This is a genomic window from Dokdonia sp. R78006 (genome assembly GCF_042466145.1).
Lineage (GTDB): Bacteria > Bacteroidota > Bacteroidia > Flavobacteriales > Flavobacteriaceae > Dokdonia.
On record NZ_JAXHBU010000001.1, the window covers coordinates 2,633,153 to 2,651,041 of the forward strand.

The 17,889-nt window shown below is 36.8% G+C and carries 15 protein-coding genes; 8 read left to right on the forward strand and 7 right to left on the reverse strand.

The features are described from left to right. Nucleotides 1-44 precede the first annotated feature (44 nt). Nucleotides 45-710, forward strand: a complete 666-nt coding sequence (locus SJY37_RS11745) for an outer membrane beta-barrel protein (protein WP_298324594.1) — start codon at nucleotides 45-47, stop codon at nucleotides 708-710. A gap of 72 nt (nucleotides 711-782) precedes the next feature. Here the strand turns inward: SJY37_RS11745 and SJY37_RS11750 are convergent, their stop codons facing one another. The 4 genes from SJY37_RS11750 to tsaD all read right to left on the reverse strand — a co-directional run bounded on the left by SJY37_RS11750 (nucleotide 783) and on the right by tsaD (nucleotide 4,554). Next, a complete protein-coding gene (locus tag SJY37_RS11750; protein WP_298324596.1) occupies nucleotides 783-1,556 on the reverse strand; it encodes a CDP-alcohol phosphatidyltransferase family protein in 774 nt (257 codons plus the stop codon). Nucleotides 1,557-1,672: 116 nt separating this feature from the next. Further along, complete coding sequence (locus SJY37_RS11755) at nucleotides 1,673-2,626, reverse strand: hypothetical protein (RefSeq protein WP_298324598.1); 954 nt, start codon at nucleotides 2,624-2,626, stop codon at nucleotides 1,673-1,675. A gap of 180 nt (nucleotides 2,627-2,806) precedes the next feature. Continuing rightward, nucleotides 2,807-3,511 (reverse strand): 16S rRNA (uracil(1498)-N(3))-methyltransferase, encoded by a 705-nt coding sequence (locus tag SJY37_RS11760; RefSeq protein WP_298324600.1) that lies wholly within the window; start codon nucleotides 3,509-3,511, stop codon nucleotides 2,807-2,809. A gap of 2 nt (nucleotides 3,512-3,513) precedes the next feature. Further along, entirely contained in the window at nucleotides 3,514-4,554 is a 1,041-nt protein-coding gene (gene tsaD, locus SJY37_RS11765; RefSeq protein WP_298324602.1) for a tRNA (adenosine(37)-N6)-threonylcarbamoyltransferase complex transferase subunit TsaD, read from the reverse strand. 21 nt (nucleotides 4,555-4,575) lie between these two features. Here tsaD and SJY37_RS11770 point away from each other — a divergent pair, with 21 nt between their 5' ends. The 4 genes from SJY37_RS11770 (at nucleotide 4,576) to SJY37_RS11785 (ending at nucleotide 12,239) form a co-directional block, all read left to right on the forward strand. Beyond that, the gene (locus tag SJY37_RS11770; RefSeq protein ID WP_298324605.1) at nucleotides 4,576-9,036 is read left to right on the forward strand and encodes a translocation/assembly module TamB; all 4,461 of its coding nucleotides are present in this window, start codon (nucleotides 4,576-4,578) and stop codon (nucleotides 9,034-9,036) included. 199 nt (nucleotides 9,037-9,235) lie between these two features. Next, on the forward strand, nucleotides 9,236-10,222 hold the full coding sequence (gene pfkA, locus SJY37_RS11775) for a 6-phosphofructokinase (RefSeq protein WP_298324608.1): 987 nt from the start codon (nucleotides 9,236-9,238) through the stop codon (nucleotides 10,220-10,222). 16 nt (nucleotides 10,223-10,238) lie between these two features. After that, a complete protein-coding gene (gap, locus tag SJY37_RS11780; RefSeq protein ID WP_298324610.1) occupies nucleotides 10,239-11,240 on the forward strand; it encodes a type I glyceraldehyde-3-phosphate dehydrogenase in 1,002 nt (333 codons plus the stop codon). 132 nt (nucleotides 11,241-11,372) lie between these two features. After that, complete coding sequence (locus tag SJY37_RS11785; protein WP_298324613.1) at nucleotides 11,373-12,239, forward strand: N-acetylglucosamine kinase; 867 nt, start codon at nucleotides 11,373-11,375, stop codon at nucleotides 12,237-12,239. Nucleotides 12,240-12,265: 26 nt separating this feature from the next. Here the strand turns inward: SJY37_RS11785 and SJY37_RS11790 are convergent, their stop codons facing one another. Genes SJY37_RS11790 through SJY37_RS11800 form a run of 3 tightly spaced genes read right to left on the reverse strand, consistent with a single transcriptional unit; the run spans nucleotide 12,266 to nucleotide 14,840 of the window. Next, the gene (locus tag SJY37_RS11790; RefSeq protein WP_298324616.1) at nucleotides 12,266-12,694 is read right to left on the reverse strand and encodes a hypothetical protein; all 429 of its coding nucleotides are present in this window, start codon (nucleotides 12,692-12,694) and stop codon (nucleotides 12,266-12,268) included. 40 nt (nucleotides 12,695-12,734) lie between these two features. Next, the gene (locus SJY37_RS11795; RefSeq protein ID WP_298325459.1) at nucleotides 12,735-13,874 is read right to left on the reverse strand and encodes a GNAT family N-acetyltransferase; all 1,140 of its coding nucleotides are present in this window, start codon (nucleotides 13,872-13,874) and stop codon (nucleotides 12,735-12,737) included. An 18-nt stretch (nucleotides 13,875-13,892) separates the two neighbouring features. Further along, nucleotides 13,893-14,840 carry a transporter gene (locus tag SJY37_RS11800; RefSeq protein WP_298324618.1) on the reverse strand — a complete coding sequence of 316 codons (948 nt, stop codon included), beginning with the start codon at nucleotides 14,838-14,840 and terminating at the stop codon, nucleotides 13,893-13,895. Between the two features lie 156 nt (nucleotides 14,841-14,996). On the opposite strand from SJY37_RS11800, the gene SJY37_RS11805 reads away from it, so the two are divergent. The 3 genes from SJY37_RS11805 (at nucleotide 14,997) to SJY37_RS11815 (ending at nucleotide 17,881) form a co-directional block, all read left to right on the forward strand. Beyond that, entirely contained in the window at nucleotides 14,997-15,266 is a 270-nt protein-coding gene (locus tag SJY37_RS11805) for a DUF4834 domain-containing protein (RefSeq protein ID WP_298324621.1), read from the forward strand. 89 nt (nucleotides 15,267-15,355) lie between these two features. Then, nucleotides 15,356-16,918, forward strand: a complete 1,563-nt coding sequence (locus SJY37_RS11810; protein WP_298324624.1) for an NAD(P)/FAD-dependent oxidoreductase — start codon at nucleotides 15,356-15,358, stop codon at nucleotides 16,916-16,918. A 96-nt stretch (nucleotides 16,919-17,014) separates the two neighbouring features. Beyond that, entirely contained in the window at nucleotides 17,015-17,881 is an 867-nt protein-coding gene (locus SJY37_RS11815) for a hydroxymethylglutaryl-CoA lyase (protein ID WP_298324626.1), read from the forward strand. Nucleotides 17,882-17,889: the final 8 nt, after the last annotated feature.

Here is a 17,889-nt window from a genome sequence, read left to right on the forward strand (position 1 = left end):
TCCCAACGTTATCTCTATTTACTAATGACGAATATCTTTTAATTATGAAAAAAATAGTACTATCTATCATCTTTTTTGCATTTTTATGTAGCACACAGCTTTTTGCACAAGGCGTACGTTTTGGGTTCAAAGCAGGTTTGAGTGTGAGTGAAATAAGCAATCTTGAGTACACTATCGTAAATACAGGTTTAGATGGTGACCCGGCTATTGCGCCTTTTAATTCAATAGATGAAGGCCGCTACGGATTTGCAGTTGCATTTCTTGCAGAAATTCCAGTAACTAACAAATTAAGCTTTCAGCCAGAATTTGCTTTTGCATCACAAGGAAACAAGTATGAAGGTGTTCGTTATGATTTTTTACAAATCCCTTTAGGATTACGTCTTAACCTTAATAGACTTTTTCTTATTGCAGGACCACAAGCAGGACTTAAGATTTCATTTTATGAGCAATCAGAAAATTACAAATCATTTGACTTTTCTGCATTTGGCGGTATAGGATATCACTTTAACGAGAGCATCTTTGTAGAAGCTCGCTTTACAAAAGGATTCTTAGAGGTTTTTGAGGACGATGCAGCGGTACGTTTACCATATACTCCTGGAGAAGGAGATCCACAAGCAGATAATAATAGCCTTGTGAATGGAGATAACTTCCTTGTAAATGGATCAGGAACTAATCAATACATTACATTGAGTATAGGGTACCGTTTATAACCTACCTTATTATTTAATTAAAAAGCCCAGCTATAATAAATAGCTGGGCTTTTTGATTTATAGAACTTGGTGTTACTTTTCTTTTGTAACGGTCATTCTAGTAACTATTAGAATAGGGATCATAATAGAATATGCTATAAAAAAAGGAATGATATAGTCTGCAAGCCCAACCACAAGAAACAATGCAATTAATAATAATTGAAAACCTAGACCAAAAGTAGAAACTATTGTCATGAGCCAGTTAGGTGTAATAGACCCTTTCTCTGCCTTAGGGTCCAGCTTATAAATAAGAGCGTCAAATGCGCCATACAACACTCTGTATGTTTTATATAAAAATGTAACAGTACTTTGCTGCTCTCCTGGCAACGCCTTAGGAATTCCTATTTCTATAACACGACTTGTGGTGTCGCCATCAAGCTTGCTGCGCAATATCACATAATAGTAATTATATAATGTTCCTTGCAGCTGGATGCAAAAAAAAGCAAGTACCGTCCAGTATAAACTAGTGTCAGTTATGAATCCTATAGTGTAAAGGATAGCGGCGTTTAAGAGAATATCAGATATAGAATCTAGGTATCTTCCTGTGTATGAAGGAGTATTTTTAATTCTCGCGAGTTCGCCATCTGCTGCATCAAGAATTGATTTTAAAATCAGGAAAAATGCAGCCCAAAAGTAATATCCTTTGGTAATACAAATAATAGCAATAATACCACTTACTACAAAAGAGTACGTTAATTGTACAGGCGTAGCAGCCGTGTGTTTTAGAGAAAGAGCGATACGGCGAGCTATGCTTCGGCCATAATCAGAAAGGTCAACAAATTTGTGGGCTTTGGGTAATTTTGACATAAACTTCTAGGTAGTAGCATTTTTAAAAACCTAGAAGGTGCATTTAAAACAGCAATTTATTTTGGGTGCAAAGATACGGGTTAAGTAGGTTTATTTTGCTTTCGCGAAAGCGTAAATCAACCATTAATTTCGCGTTTTACAAAAGGGTATATAGACAGCATTAAAAAGAAAATTATGCTCACTACAACTGTTATAGATATAAAACCGAAAACTACATGTAATCCGAAAAGAAGTGTAATGGTAGGTTGTATTACTCCAAATATAACGAGCAATACAATTAGTATATATGCAACCGTGATAACTTTGGGAACCTTGCGCACAGACTGCGATGTAAGGCTTAGTAATTGAGGTAATACCTCCTCAGATAAGTGCATCCCAAGTTTTGAAATAAGTTCTTCACTAAATCCCATTCCTCTATATCTTATGGGGTCTAGCTGTATTGCATACTTTAAAATTCTTTCTTGATGACGTTCATACACACGATGTATATCCAGTTCTTCTTTAAACTGATTATATTTAAATCCAAAGTAATGGTTCCAGCCCATTCCCACCTTATGCTCAGTCCATTTTTTGAGCATACGCACATCATATTCTTTAGGATTCATGTAGCCTTTTACACTGCTCTTACTAGGGTCATTGAGAAGTAATGCTTTGGTTTCTAGGTAAAGTATTTCTGTTTCTCCGTAGCGATCTTTCTCTTCAATATATTCTAAAGCTAGTTTAGATCTTCCTTTGTAGAACTCTTTGACTAAAAAGTAATTGAGACTTGAGAATTCCTCGTCAATGTATTCTTTAAGCCCTGGTGCCCACACGGATGATCTTAAAAGAATATCTGCAATATCTCTAAAATAGTGAACTTGCTGTGTCATTTTTTGTATCTCTTGAGATAATGAATCTCCAGAAAACTTAAGACGGGCGGTTTTTGAGAGAATAAAACCTAGAAGAACGACAACAAGAATAGAACTCAAAAATAAGAGTAACAGAAGTATGTTTTTGAGCTCAGGTAGGTGGTCATTTGTAAAAAATAACTCTAAACTTATCATCATAGTAATCCCTCCGCAAACGCTCATAAGCGCCGGGATAAAGGGTACAACCGTCTTGACAAAATTGCGCAATTTTATCTAATCTTTTGATTAATAATAGGTTGGGCCTTTATCTCTTGTGGAGACGCAGGAAGCAAATAAACCATTAATATTTGAATTTACAAAATCTGGGTTTTGCTCTAGTGTTTTGAGAGTAAATGCAAGTGATTACTCATTTACAAAAGCGACGCTGTGACAAGCAACTACAGCTGCTGTTTCTGTACGCAAACGACTATTACCAAGAGACACAGGAGTAATACCTTGCTTGAGAGCAAGTTCAATTTCGGCAGTAGAAAAATCGCCTTCTGGGCCTATGAGTATAGTGTATGAATTATGAGGTTTGAGATAATCTTTAAGTGACTCTTTTTTAAGATCTTCACAGTGGGCAATAAACGTGTTTTCTATACTGCGATGCTCCACAAACTCTGAAAATGACGTGAGCGGATGCAAGATAGGAAGATGATAGTGCAGTGATTGCTTCATAGCACTCTGAATAATCTTCATGAAACGCTCTTCTTTTATAACCTTGCGTTCACTATGATCACAAAGTAGTGGAGTAATCTCTGTAATACCTATCTCTGTAGCTTTCTCTAAAAACCACTCAAAGCGATCATTAAGTTTTGTGGGTGCAACAGCTAGATGAAGTTTATAATCTCTAGGCTTTTGATAACTATAACTTTCTATTTGCAATCTACATTTGTTAGGATTTTCTTCTGCCACAATTGCATTAAAAAGATACCCCTGTCCGTTAGTGAGGTGAATGGCATCACCAGTTTTTTTACGTAATACACGTATTACGTGCTTACTTTCATCTTTAGGTAGGGTATAAGTATCGCTATCTGTTGTTAATGTCTCACTATAAAATAACTGCATTCTTATATTTTTAATCGTGATTGAGCACTAATACCAAGGTCTTGATATGCGTTTTTCTCAGATAGCTCATTATATTTCAAATAACCCACAATTCCTATCATTGCTGCGTTATCTGTGGTGTATTGAAATTTTGGTAAATAGGTTGTCCATCCATATTTTGACTCAGATGCTTTTAGAGCAGTACGTATTCCACTATTTGCTGAGACGCCACCACCTATGGCAATTTGAGTGATGCCAGTTTCTTTTACAGCTTTTTTAATTTTGTCCATTAAGATATTGACAATAGTATATTGGATGGAAGCACAAACATCATCACGACGATTATCTATAAAACTTGGATCTGCTAGCTGTTGCTTCTGTACAAAATACATGATTTGCGTTTTAAGACCACTAAAGCTGAAGTCCAGTCCGCCTACTTTAGGTTTTGTGAAAGGAAAGGCCTTTGGGTCCCCTAGTTGTGCATATTTATCAATTAATGGTCCTCCAGGGTAGGGTAGGCCTAAGATTTTTGCACTTTTATCAAAAGCTTCGCCTACGGCGTCGTCTATAGTTTGCCCTATAACCTCCATGGTGAAGTAATCATCTACACGTACAATCTGTGTGTGACCTCCAGAGATAGTAACTCCTAGAAAGGGAAATGTAGGTTTACTATAGCCTTCTTCATCAATAAAATGAGCTAGAATGTGTGCTTGCATATGATTAACATCAATAAGAGGTATATCCAGACCCATAGCAAACGACTTAGCAAAAGAGGTACCTACAAGTAAAGATCCTAATAAGCCTGGACCGCTTGTAAAAGCTATAGCGCTTAGCTGATTTTTATCGATATTTGCCTTGCGTAAAGCAGCCGTTACAACGGGAACAATATTTTGTTGATGTGCACGTGAAGCAAGCTCTGGAACTACCCCTCCATATTCTTGATGAATGTCTTGGTTTGCAACAACATTTGAGAGTACCTTGTCGTTGTGTAAAACAGCTGCAGCAGTGTCATCACAAGATGATTCTATTGCAAGAATATAAGTAGAAGTAATCGTATTATTCATAAGGCACGTATGTTGCAGTAAGTGTACAAAGTTAAAACAATAAGCCCTATCAAGAAATTTAAAAAAATAGCACTTCGCACACTTCTAGTGTTATTCTTGCTTTTTGGGCTCATTCTATTGTTGTTTTCTCTTCCCAGCGTTCAAACTCGAATTGCTAAGAGCGTTACAGAGCGCATAAATAATACCTACGGTACCAGTATACAAGTAGAACGTGTAGGTCTAAAATGGAATGGAGATGTCCTTGTAAAAGGAACATTAATTAAAGACCATAAGCAAGATACAATGATCTACGTGAGAGAGCTTGCTACAAGTCTCTATAGCGTCCAGAAGGTGCTAGATAATAATATGGAGCTGGGCGATATTTCACTTGAAGGTGTAAACTTTTACCTCACAAAGTATAAAGGTGAGGCCTCAGATAACTTAACGCTATTCTCTCGCCAGTTTGCTACAAATACTCCTAAATCTGGAAAGGCTTTTATTATGTCTTCAGATAATATGGCAATATCTGAAGGTAGATTCATGTATATAAATGGAGATTTAGAAAACTCTTTAGTACTCGATTATCAAGACCTTTCAACTAATTGGGAAGACTTTTATCTCAATAGTAGTTCTGTAGATGCTCATATTGAGTCACTGTCATTTGACGCCATTAGAGGCTACCAGATAAGATCCCTAGATGGAACTTTTCACTATGATCCAGATTTAATAACGCTCAAAGATTTTTCACTTACAACAGATTTTTCTGCTATTGAAGGTGATATCAAATTAGATACCTCAGATGGAGCGCTAGATGATTTTAATACGCTAGTGGAGGTTGAGGCCGCTTTCGCGAAAGCTAAAATATCTACTAATGATATACGTCCATTTTATAGAGAGATTGCTCCAGACATTGATTTAGATATATCTGGGAATGTAACTGGACATCTTAACGACTTTAGAGTACCGAATCTTAAAGTAACAGGATTAGGAAATTCTGTGATAGAAGGTGATGTTTATTTTGACGGAGTAGTAAGCGGTGATGACTTTAGAATTTCTGGAACGTACAATAATCTTGAGACGAATTATTTTGACTTAAAAAGATTACTACCAGACGTGCTTTCTTCTTTACCACCAGAAATGTCAAAATTAGGCCAAGTTTCTTTTCGTGGTGCAAATACGGTTACATTATCTACAGTGGTTACAGATGGTAATATTACTACAAACCTAGGAGATGTTTCCCTAGATCTCGTACTCAAAGGATTAAGAGATGCAGATAATGCAGGCTATGAGGGTAATGTAAAGTTTGACAACTTTAACTTAGGTAAACTGCTAGACGATAATCGGCTTGGGGAGGCCACATTTGACATGGACGTTGAAGGAAAGGGCTTTATACAAGAAAATATAAATACGAAGCTCTCTGGAAGTATTAAAAGTATAGGTTATAATAATTACGTTTATAAAAATATTACGGTCTTTGGAAATCTTAAAGCACCAGTTTTTGATGGAGAGTTATTGCTCAATGATCCTAATGCAAAAGCAAAGCTTAACGGATTAATAGATATCTCAAAAGAGTTTAATAGCTACGATCTAGAAGCTCAAATTGACTACGCAGATCTCAAAAAGCTCAATTTTATTAATGATAGCATCTCTATCCTTAAGGGTAATGTAATCATTGATATGAAGGGTACTAATGTAGAAGATGTATATGGTAGAATATCCTTTGCAGATGCTAGTTATCAAAATAAGAATAATACCTACAGCTTTAAAGATTTTGAAATTACATCGAAGTTTGACGCAAAAAAAATTCGCACCATTGATATCAACTCTACAGAGATAATAAGTGGTGAGGTACGTGGTGTTTTTAAATTTAATGAAGTTGTTCCCTTATTTAAAAATGCAATAGGAAGTTTATATACAAACTACCAGCCAGAGGTCTTGACTGAAGATCAGTTTATGGATTTTGAGTTTACTATCTATAATAAGATAGTTGCCATATTTGTTCCCGAGCTAGATTTTGAGCCAGAAACAATCATACGAGGTAGTGTGGTAGCAAATGATTCTGAATTCAAACTTACGTTCAAGTCGCCTAAGATAGATGCCTTTGGTTATATGGCAGAGGCTATAGAGGTACGTGTAGATAATAAGAACCCTTTATTTAATACCTACGTAGCTGCAGATAGTATAAACGCTGGTTTCTATGCGGTGTCAGATTTTAACCTCATTAATGTAACCCTTAAGGATACATTATTCATGAGGTCAGAATTTACGGGTGGTAAACGTAATGACGATTCTTTTGATTTATCACTATATCATACGATAAATGCAGAAGGGAACTCTGTATTAGGATTTAAAAAATCAAAGATTATTTTTAAAGAAAAGCCTTGGTTTATCAATGAGCAAAATGATAGAAAGAACAGCGTAGTCTTTGATAATAATTTTAAAGATATCGATATTAATACATTAGTGCTGAGCCACAATGATGAACGTATTGATCTCAAAGGACAGCTTAGAGATAGCACCTACAAGGATATCAAAGCAAATTTTAAAAATGTTGACCTTGCTAAGGTAACGCCAGATCTTGATAGTCTTGATTTAGGAGGGCGTATCAATGGTAAACTAGATATCTTACAAAAGAATGGCGCTTATTTTCCTAATACATCTTTAGCCATTAAAGACTTCTCGGTAAACGGTACAAATCTTGGTCAGTTGGACTTAAATGTCACAGGTAACGCAACATTATCAAAGTATAATATAAAGTCTAAGTTAGAGCGTGACGGTCTCCGTTCTTTAACTGCAGATGGTAGTATAGATGCATCTGGAAAAGTGCCATATATTGATATGGATGTAGGTCTCAAAGAATTAGATCTTAGTCCATTTAACCCCATGGGTAAAGGAGTCATAGATCAAATAAGAGGGCTGGCAAGTGGAGAGGCAAAAGTAATAGGCGATTATAGAAATCCTGACATCAATGGGAATCTCACGCTAGAGAATGCAGGAATTGCCATTCCTTATTTAAATGTAAACTACGACTTCAAAGGCATTTCAAATGTTAAGTTAAATAAGCAACAATTCATTTTTGAGGCAATACAGCTAGAAGATGTAAAGTATAAAACGCTAGGCGCACTCAATGGTTCTATAAGTCATAAGTCTTTTAGTGATTGGAAACTTGATCTTGGAATTTCGGCAACTAGAATTGCAGTGCTAGATACCGAAGAGGATCTAGAGTCACTTTATTATGGTACAGCATTTCTAGAAGGAGAGGCCTTTATAAAAGGACCTACAGATAACTTGGTTATTGATGTTTTTGGAGAAACTGCAAGAGGTACTACTTTTAAAATACCGATAGATGACTCTGAAGCATTAGGAGATAACTCTTATATTAAATTTTTAAGTCCAGAAGAAAAAGAAGCTCGAATTAACGGTGTACAAGTAATTACAGAGGCTGTAAAAGGACTTTCTGTAAACTTTGATCTAGATATTGATCCAGATGCAGAAGTGGAGGTTGTAGTTGATAAAGCAAACGGAAGTACCTTGAGAGGTAGAGGTGTAGGTACACTGCTGATACAACTCGATACTAACGGTAAATTTATAATGAACGGGGATTTCATTGCTACCGAAGGAGTCTTTAATTTTAGATATGGTGGCTTTATTACAAAAGACTTTGTATTGCAGCAAGATGCAAACATACGCTGGGATGGCGATCCAGCAAAAGCACTCTTAGATGTAAGCGCAATCTATAGAACGCAAGCAAACCCAGGAACGTTACTGCAAACTTCTACGGTAAATAGAAAGATTCCTGTAAACGTAGTTATCAATTTAGATGGTGAGCTACTCAAGCCAGATATTACTTTTGATATAGAATTTCCTGGAGCAGGTAGTACGGTGGTTTCAGAATTAGAGTTTTTACTTCAAGATAGAAATGCTAAGGAGCTTAATGCGATTTCCCTAGTATCTCAAGGAGCCTTTTTAAGTTCGGCAGATATTAATACGGCTTCGGCGGCGGTAAATAACTTACTTGAGACTACGTCATCTATTCTATCGGGAATACTCTTTAATGATGATGACAGTATTTTTGACGTAGGTATTGATCTTGTGCAAGCAGATCGTGACCCTACACTCGATGTCCAGTCTGCAGGTAGAGTGGGAGTGACGCTCTCTACACAGATTACAAACCGTGTACTCATTAATGGTAAGGTAGGAGTTCCTACGGGTGGAGTCAGTGAGAGCGTGATTGTAGGAGATGTGGAGATAGATTTTCTTTTAAACGAAGATGGTACACTTCGCGCCAAAGTTTTCAACCGCCAGACAGATATTCAATTTATAGGTGAGACAGAAGGATACACGCAAGGAGTGGGATTATCGTATGCGGTAGATTTTAATACCTTTAAAGAATTGCTTCGTAAGATCTTTAAAGGCAAAATTAAAGAAGCTGTTGAGCAAGCCAAAGGTGAAAAGGACGTGCCTAAAAAGATAGCTCCAGATGGAGTACAGTTTAATCGCTAATTAGACTTTTTTTACGCTTTCGCGAAAGCGTATTTCCAATATTACCCTTCTATTTTCTTCATTTTTTCTTCCAAATTCTCAGAATCTGAAAAAACTTTTCAAACGAAAACGTTTGAAATTGACAATCTCGCAAAATACCCTCTAATTCCTTGATATTTCTAGGGTAAGTTTCCTAAATTTAATTTTTATTGGCTCTTATATGACAAAAAAAATAAACAAAATCGCAGTTATGACCTCTGGAGGAGATGCTCCAGGGATGAATGCTGCTGTACGTTCTGTAGTGCGTACTTGTGCCTACCATAATATAGATTGTGTAGGTATCTACAGAGGTTATGATGGAATGATTGAAGGTGACTTTATTCCTCTTGACGCTAGAAGCGTGCGAGGGATTATTAATAAAGGAGGAACCTTTTTAAAATCTGCAAGGTGTCAACGCTTCAGAACAAAAGATGGTAGACAGATTGCACACAACGAGATGGTGAAGGGTGGTATAGATGCGCTTGTTGTTATAGGCGGTGATGGAACTTTTACAGGAGCACTTCATTTTAGTGAAGAGTTTGATTTTCCAGTAATAGGTATTCCAGGAACTATAGATAATGATATTACAGGTACAGATCGTACTCTTGGATATGATACAGCACTTAATACAGCAGTAGAAGCAATAGATAAAATACGAGATACTGCACACTCGCATGACAGACTTTTCTTTGTAGAAGTGATGGGACGTGATGTAGGTCACATCGCTCTTAACGCAGGAGTAGGAGCAGGAGCAGAAGAAATTCTTATTCCTGAAGAAAACATGGGAATAGAAAGACTGGTAGAATCGTTACAACGTTCTAAAATATCAGGAAAATCTTCAAGTATTGTTGTAGTAGCCGAAGGTGATAAAATAGGTAAATCTGTTTTTGAACTTAAAGACTATGTAGATGAGAATATGGAGGGGTATGATGTACGAGTATCTGTACTAGGACATATGCAACGTGGAGGCTCTCCTACGTGTTATGATCGTGTTCTTGCAAGTAGGATGGGAGTAAAGGCTGTAGAGTCACTTCTAGAGGGTAAAAGTAATTTTATGGTGGGTACTATTCATGATATGATGGAGCTTACACCACTAGATGAAGCAATAAAAGGTAAAACTAAAATTAATAAAGAATTAATCCGTGTGTCAGAGATAATGACCACATAATTGTAAATAAGATAAGATGGCAAATTTGAAATTAGGAATAAACGGTTTTGGACGAATAGGACGTATTGTTTTTAGAGCAACTGTAAAGCGAGATAATGTAGATGTGGTTGCAATAAATGACCTTCTAGATGTAGAGCACCTTGCATATCTTTTAAAGTATGATTCTGTGCACGGTCGTTTTGATGGAACCATTGAAGTAAAAGATGGGAACCTAGTAGTAAATGGTAAAACAATACGTATTACTGCAGAGCGTGATCCTAAAAACCTTAAGTGGGATGAAGTGGATACAGATGTTGTAGCAGAGTGTACAGGTATTTTTACTACACTTGATACTGCAGATTATCATATTCAAGCAGGAGCAAAAAAGGTAGTGATATCTGCACCTTCTAAAGATGCACCTATGTTTGTAATGGGTGTAAACGACGAGAAATTAACAGCAGATCATAAGATTGTTTCTAACGCGTCTTGTACAACTAACTGTCTTGCACCACTTGCAAAAGTAGTAGAGGATAACTGGGGTCTTGAAGAAGGTCTTATGACTACAATCCACGCAACTACAGCGACACAACTTACAGTAGATGGTCCTTCTAAAAAGGATTACCGTGGAGGTCGTAGTGCACTTGTAAATATTGTGCCAGCTTCTACAGGAGCAGCAAAAGCAGTAGGAAAAGTATTTCCTGCGGTAGATGGTAAACTTACTGGTATGGCGTTTAGAGTTCCTACAGTAGATGTATCTGTAGTAGATCTTACAGTACGTACTAAAAAGGAAACTAGTCTAGAAGAAATTAAAGCAGCTTTCAAAAAAGCATCTGAAGGTTCAATGAAAGGAATCTTAGGATATACAGAAGAAGGAGTTGTATCTCAAGATTTTGTAAGCGATGATCGCACAAGTATTTTTGATGCAGACGCTTCTATTGAGCTTAACTCAAAATTCTTTAAGCTAGTATCATGGTATGATAACGAGTTTGGTTACTCAAACAAACTAGTAGACCTAGCAGAAAAGATTAACGGACTATAAGAACGTTTTTTATAATCTAATAGCTATTAATGATCAATGCATTAGTAGCTATTAGAATTATATTTATGCTATTATAAATGCGCTCTAGAGGCGCATTATTTTCTCTTTACACACAAATTTACACACTTCTATATGATCTTAGTAGTAGATAGCGGATCCACAAAAACGGATTGGATCGCACTTTCTGATGATGGTAAACACCTCTTCCAGACTCAAACTTTGGGCTTAAATCCGCAGGTATTATCACAAGAAATTTTACGTGAACGTATCGTAAATAACTTTGAACTATATAAGGATCGAAAAAAAGTAAAAGGACTTTACTTTTATGGAGCAGGTTGTGGAACAACAAAGCCTCGCGAACTCATAAGAGAGGTATTTGATGAGATATTTAAAGAGGCAAAAGAGATTGTAATTCAAGAAGACACCTATGCGGCACTATATGCAACCGCTACAGAAGGTGAGAAGAGCGTTGTTTGTATATTAGGTACAGGTTCTAACTGTAGTTATTATGACGGTAAAGATATTATCCAAAAAGTAGTGTCCCTAGGTTATATACTCATGGATGACGCTAGTGGTAATTATTATGGAGCAGAACTTATAAGAGATTATAAATTCGGCAAAATACCTAAACATCTTGCAGAGAAGTTTGAGTCAGAATATGATCTTACTTCAGAAAATATAAAGAATCACTTGTATAAAAATCCTAATCCTAACACCTACTTAGCAACTTTTGCTCGTTTTCTTATAGAGAATAAAGATGAAGATTATTGCCAAGAGGTTATCAAAAAGGGACTTTCTCTATTTATAGAACACCAAGTTGTTTTACAGTTTCCAGATGCTAAGGAAATACCAATTCACTTTGTAGGTTCTATAGGTTTTTATCTTCAAGCAGAGTTAAAAGAAGTGCTTAAAGGTTTTAGACTTACACCTGGTAAAATTTTAAAAAGACCTATTGATGGTTTAGTTGCTCATCACAAGCAACACATTTTACAAGCATAATAGACCTTGTAAAAATCTTTATAGTATTAAGCTAGATAGTTTTGAAATAGGCCTAGCAGCAGGATTAAAATCCAAAGTATTACTCGTATCCAATTATGATGTACAAGCTTTTGTAGATCCTTATTGGTATGTTCACTTTTTCCAATCCGATTGTGAATAGGCACAAATTGTATTGCTGTAGCTATCCAAGTGGCTAGAACTAAAATCAGGTGAATTCCACCTAGCAAATACTGTTGGTTTACAAATACTACGTAAATGGACAAAAGTAATTGTGCAAGCATCAATGGGCCAACAACCATAGCAATAGCTCCTGTGTATTTCTGATGCCAGCGCACTAAATCTTCAGTTTTGTAATACAGAAAACTGGGATAAATTGTAAGCTGTACCATAAGGATTAACACTACGAGACCAAAATCAATAAGAAGTTGAAAAAGGCTTAGAGCATCTATCATCATAGGTAGTTGTTATTTGCTTTTGAGAACGTGTAAAGCCTTATTAAAAATCTTTTCTATACGTTCTTCTTCGTTTGTGGAGTATATGCTCATAATTTTTCCACAGTTGCTGTATGGCTTTATTTTCTTCCAGCTCAGGATTCGTCTCAACTTGAGTAATACCTCGCTTATTAAAAAGCTCTTGCATTTTTTGGAAGATTACTGCAGTAACTCCTTTATTCTGATATTCTGGATCAATACCTATGAGATAGAACGCAGCAGTATCATTTCGCTTTTTCGCTTTAAGCAAGTGATAAAAACCAAAAGGAAATAAACTACCATTAGCTTTTTTGAGTGCTTCGTTAAAAGAGGGCATCGTAATCGCAAATGCAACTAGTTTCCCATCTTTATCTTGTACACACTTAATGAAATCCGGATGTATGTACTTGATATACTTTTCCTTGTAATGATCAATCTGGTACTGCTGTATGGGTACAAACGTACTCAGCTTGTCATACGTTTTGTTAAGTAAGCCAAACATTTCATTTACATATGGCTTTACATCTGCAGAGGTTTTAAACTCTAGCGGACTAAGCTCATAGCGTTTGGCAATAATATCTGCAAACTTCTTAATTTTTGGGTTTTGCTTTTCTGGCGGATCGATCTGTATTTTAAACTCTACCCATTCGGCAGCTTTTTCAAAGCCTAGTTGCTCAAAATGATCTTTATAATAAGGAAAGTTATACCAGGTAATCATGGTATTCATATACTCATAACCTTCTACAAGTAATCCTGCTTTTTCCATGTTTGAAAACCCTACAGGTCCCTCAATAAAATCGAGGTTATTTTCTTTCCCAATCTCAGTAACCTTGGCAAGAAGTGCCTTTGTAACTTCTATATCGTCAATGGCGTCAAACCAACCAAAACGCATTTTAGGTTTTCCTTGTTCTTTAATTTCAATGGCATTAATGATTGCGCATATTCTTCCCACTACTTTCTCTTTTCCATTTTCCGCTTTCGCGAAAGCAAGAAAATAACGAGCTGTAGCATTTTTGAAAACTGGATTTTTTGCTGGATCCATACTATCTAGCTCATCTGCCACGATAGGAGGTACCCATTTAGGTTCATTTTTATATAGGGAAAATGGGAACTTTACAAATTGTTTAAGTTCTCTAGGGGTTGACATTTCCTTAAGAGTAATCATCGATTGCATTTAGGGGAGTTAGTTTGTATCGTTGCTTTGACCATCTGGATCTACAGCATCTTTACGTTTCTTTTTATTTATGCGCTTTGCTTGCCTTTTAGATGAACTGTTCTTATCATCAGTCGCATTTTTATCTTCTATAATTTCGTCTTTCTCGTGTAGGTCTAGTCGGTATGATAACCCTGCCGAAACGTTCCATCGAGTTGGTGTGTCCTTAAAATTTACAAGACCGCCTAAGTCCACTTGTAAATCCTTTGTAATTAAATATGCCGCACCAGCTCTCACAATATAATCGGCATATAAATCGCCATTTATAAGTTGATACTCTCCAAATCCAGCAAATTTCTCATTAAATGAATGCGTTAGAGTAGTAATCCATGAGTTTGTAGGAAATTCAGTGCCTACTCTGTCTAAGATTATGTTATTTACCCATACCCAGCGACCCCAGTTATTTTGTAACACTAAAGCAATGTTAGGACTAATCCCGTCTTCGCGTACGGTGTTAAATTGACTATTTGTAAAGTCAAAAACACCGGCGGCATAAACACTTACTGCTGGAATTAATGTTTTCCACTTGAAGCGGTTATTAGCATGGTAACTGTATAGATTTACCTCGTCTTTAGCGTATTTATAAGGATCATAGACTAAATATTTTGCTCCTATTTGTACCGTTTCAAGTCCAGAAATAGGATCTAATGGTGCAGAGCCAGAAGTAAAGGAAACCTCGTTACGTTGATAACGCATAAGTCCATTTAGTTCTAGATTTTCAAAAAACAAACCATATCTTAAATTAAGATTATAGCCTATTATATCTGTATCTGTTTGTAATAATGAGTGGGTGTCGTTACCTACATCAAAGCCTGTCTCTACCTGTAAAACTCGAGTACCTACACTAAAAGCACCTTGGGATTCTCCAGGTCTGTTTGAATTAATTGTCTCAGTATATTGAGCAGTAGCCGTAGCCACGAGTGCGAAGTATATAAAGACTGAGGTTAAAAAACGCAACGTATGCATAGGTTTGTAGGTTAGTATATCAAATATAGGAGAATTTATCTTTTTTTTAAGCTTATACGGGCTATTGTTGCGATTCATAATTACTAATTTTGTCTAAAAGCTATATTTATGCTCTTAGTTGCAGAAATTCCTAGTTTCCTAAAAACATTAGCCATCATATTGATGGTTTATTTTGGGTTGCGATTCTTAGGTAAATTACTTTGGCCTTATCTCGTAAAATACATTACTAAAAAGGCGGGACAAAAAATGGAAAACGTTTTTAAAGGTTTCCAGCAGCAAACTCAACAAACACAAAGACCTACAGCTCAAACTAAAGATGTGCCTAAAAAAGCGTCAAAAGTGGTAGGTGAGTATGTAGACTATGAAGAAATAGACTAATCTTCTTTTTGTCTACGATTCCTAAAAATTACGTTTCAATTTTTAGATTCTAGTTCGGTTTCAAGATTGTAACGACTTATCTTCGCGCTATGTCTACACTTGTTCAAATAAACGTACTTCCACACCAAGCAGAAGATGATGATTACATCGCAGAAGTTGCCTTTAAAAAAGCGCGACTAAGAGCAGATGATGTAAGAGAATGGGATATACGCAAGCGATCTATAGATGCTCGCAAATCACCAGTGAAAGTCTCACTACAGATTGAATTCTGGAAAAATGGAGAAGAGCGTCCCCAGATTCCTCCTTTTGTACCCCAAGATGTTTCAAATGCAAAGGAAATAGCGATTATAGGTGCTGGTCCTGCGGGATTATATGCCGCACTGCGCGCTGTAGAAGGCGGATTAAAACCTATTGTTTTTGAAAGAGGAAAAGATGTACGTGCGCGAAGACGCGATCTTGCAGCTATTAATAAAGAAAATATCGTAAATCCAGATTCTAACTACTGTTTTGGAGAAGGAGGAGCAGGGACATACTCTGACGGGAAGTTATATACGCGTTCAAAAAAACGTGGTAACGTACTTAAAGCACTTGAGTGGTTTGTACACTTTGGAGCGGTAGAAGATATCTTAGTAGATGCTCATCCACATATAGGTACCAATAAATTGCCTAAAATCATTACAGCGATGCGTGAAGCCATCATTCAGTATGGTGGAGAGGTGAGATTTGATACAAAACTTACAGACCTCAAAATAGAAGATAGTGCCATTACAGCAATACAGGTAAATGATACCGATTGGCTTGATTTTGATAACGTGATACTTGCAACGGGTCATTCTGCTCGTGATATATTTTACTTACTTCATAAACGTAATATTAAGATAGAGGCAAAGCCTTTTGCAATAGGCGTGCGTATTGAGCATCAGCAAGAATTAATAGACGACATACAATACCATTTAGATGGTGATAATCCGTACTTACCACCAGCTTCTTATAGTCTGGTGCAGCAGGTGGACGGACTAGGAGTATACTCTTTCTGTATGTGTCCTGGCGGAATTATAGCACCTTGTGCTACAGATCAAGAAGAGATTGTAACTAACGGTTGGAGTCCTTCTAAGCGTGATAACCCGTATGCAAATTCTGGTATTGTAGTTAGTGTGACACCAGAAGATTTACCTAATTACAAAGAAGGGGATCCTTTTGTGTGTTTAGATTTTCAAAAGTCTGTAGAGCGTGCATGTTGGGAAGCTGCAGGTAAAACTCAAGCAGCACCCGCACAGCGCATGCGTGATTTTATAGACGGTTGTGTGTCTAAGGATTTTCCTAAAACCTCTTACCAACCAGGAATTGTGTCGGTAGATCTTAATAAGGTATTGCCAGATATGATAGCCAAAAGATTGAAGAAGGCGTTCTTAGGTTTTGGACGAAAGATGCAAGGTTATCTCACTAATGATGCTGTAATACACGCTCCAGAAAGTCGTACATCATCTCCAGTTTCTATTCCTCGCGATTGGGAAACACTTGAGCATGTAGAGATTAAAGGATTATATCCGTGTGGTGAAGGTGCTGGGTATGCTGGCGGAATTATTTCTGCGGCTATAGATGGTATCAACTGCGTAGATAAAATTGTTGCAAAACAAGAAGCACAGCAGTAGATGCTGTTGAATATTGTTGACAATTAAATTATAAAATCGTCACTTAATTGTCGCTTCTAGTTGTGATACAACAATTGAAACTCCTATTTTTACGTAGTGAATGAGAATGTAAAAATTATTGAGTGTCCTCGTGACGCGATGCAAGGTATAAAAGACTGGATTCCTACAGAATCTAAGGTGCAATACATACAATCGCTACTGCGTTGTGGTTTTGATACCATAGACGTAGGGAGTTTTGTGTCGCCTAAGGCGATTCCTCAAATGAAGGATTCTGCAGAGGTTTTGCACAGTCTTGACCTCTCAAAGACAGATAGTAAGTTACTTTCTATTGTGGCAAACTTGCGTGGTGCTCAAGATGCCGTGCAGCATGAAATGGTAGATTATCTTGGTTATCCATTTTCTATCTCAGAGAACTTCCAGATGCGTAATACGCATAAAACTATCGCTCAATCTGTAGATTTATTGAAAGATATTATAGAGCTCGCTTCTTCTAAGGATAAAGAGCTCGTTGTTTATATATCCATGGGATTTGGTAATCCATACGGTGATCCATGGAATGTTGATATCGTAGGGGAGTGGGCAGAGAAGCTCAGCAGTATGGGAGTAAAAATACTTTCATTATCAGATACCGTTGGTACCTCAGATGCAGAGACGATAGATTATCTATTCTCTAATCTTATTAAGCGTTATCCAAAAGTAGAATTTGGAGCACATTTACACACAACGCCAACAACTTGGCATGAGAAGGTAGATGCAGCTTACAAAGCTGGTTGCCGTAGGTTTGACGGAGCGATTCAAGGTTTTGGAGGTTGCCCTATGGCAGCAGATGATCTTACAGGCAACATGCCTACAGAAAAGCTCATTTCTTATTTTGCTTCGGTAAAGGCAAATGATAATGTGAACGCAATGAGTTTTGAGAGTAGCTATAATGAAGCTTTAAAGGTTTTTCAGAAATATCACTAGTAGTATTT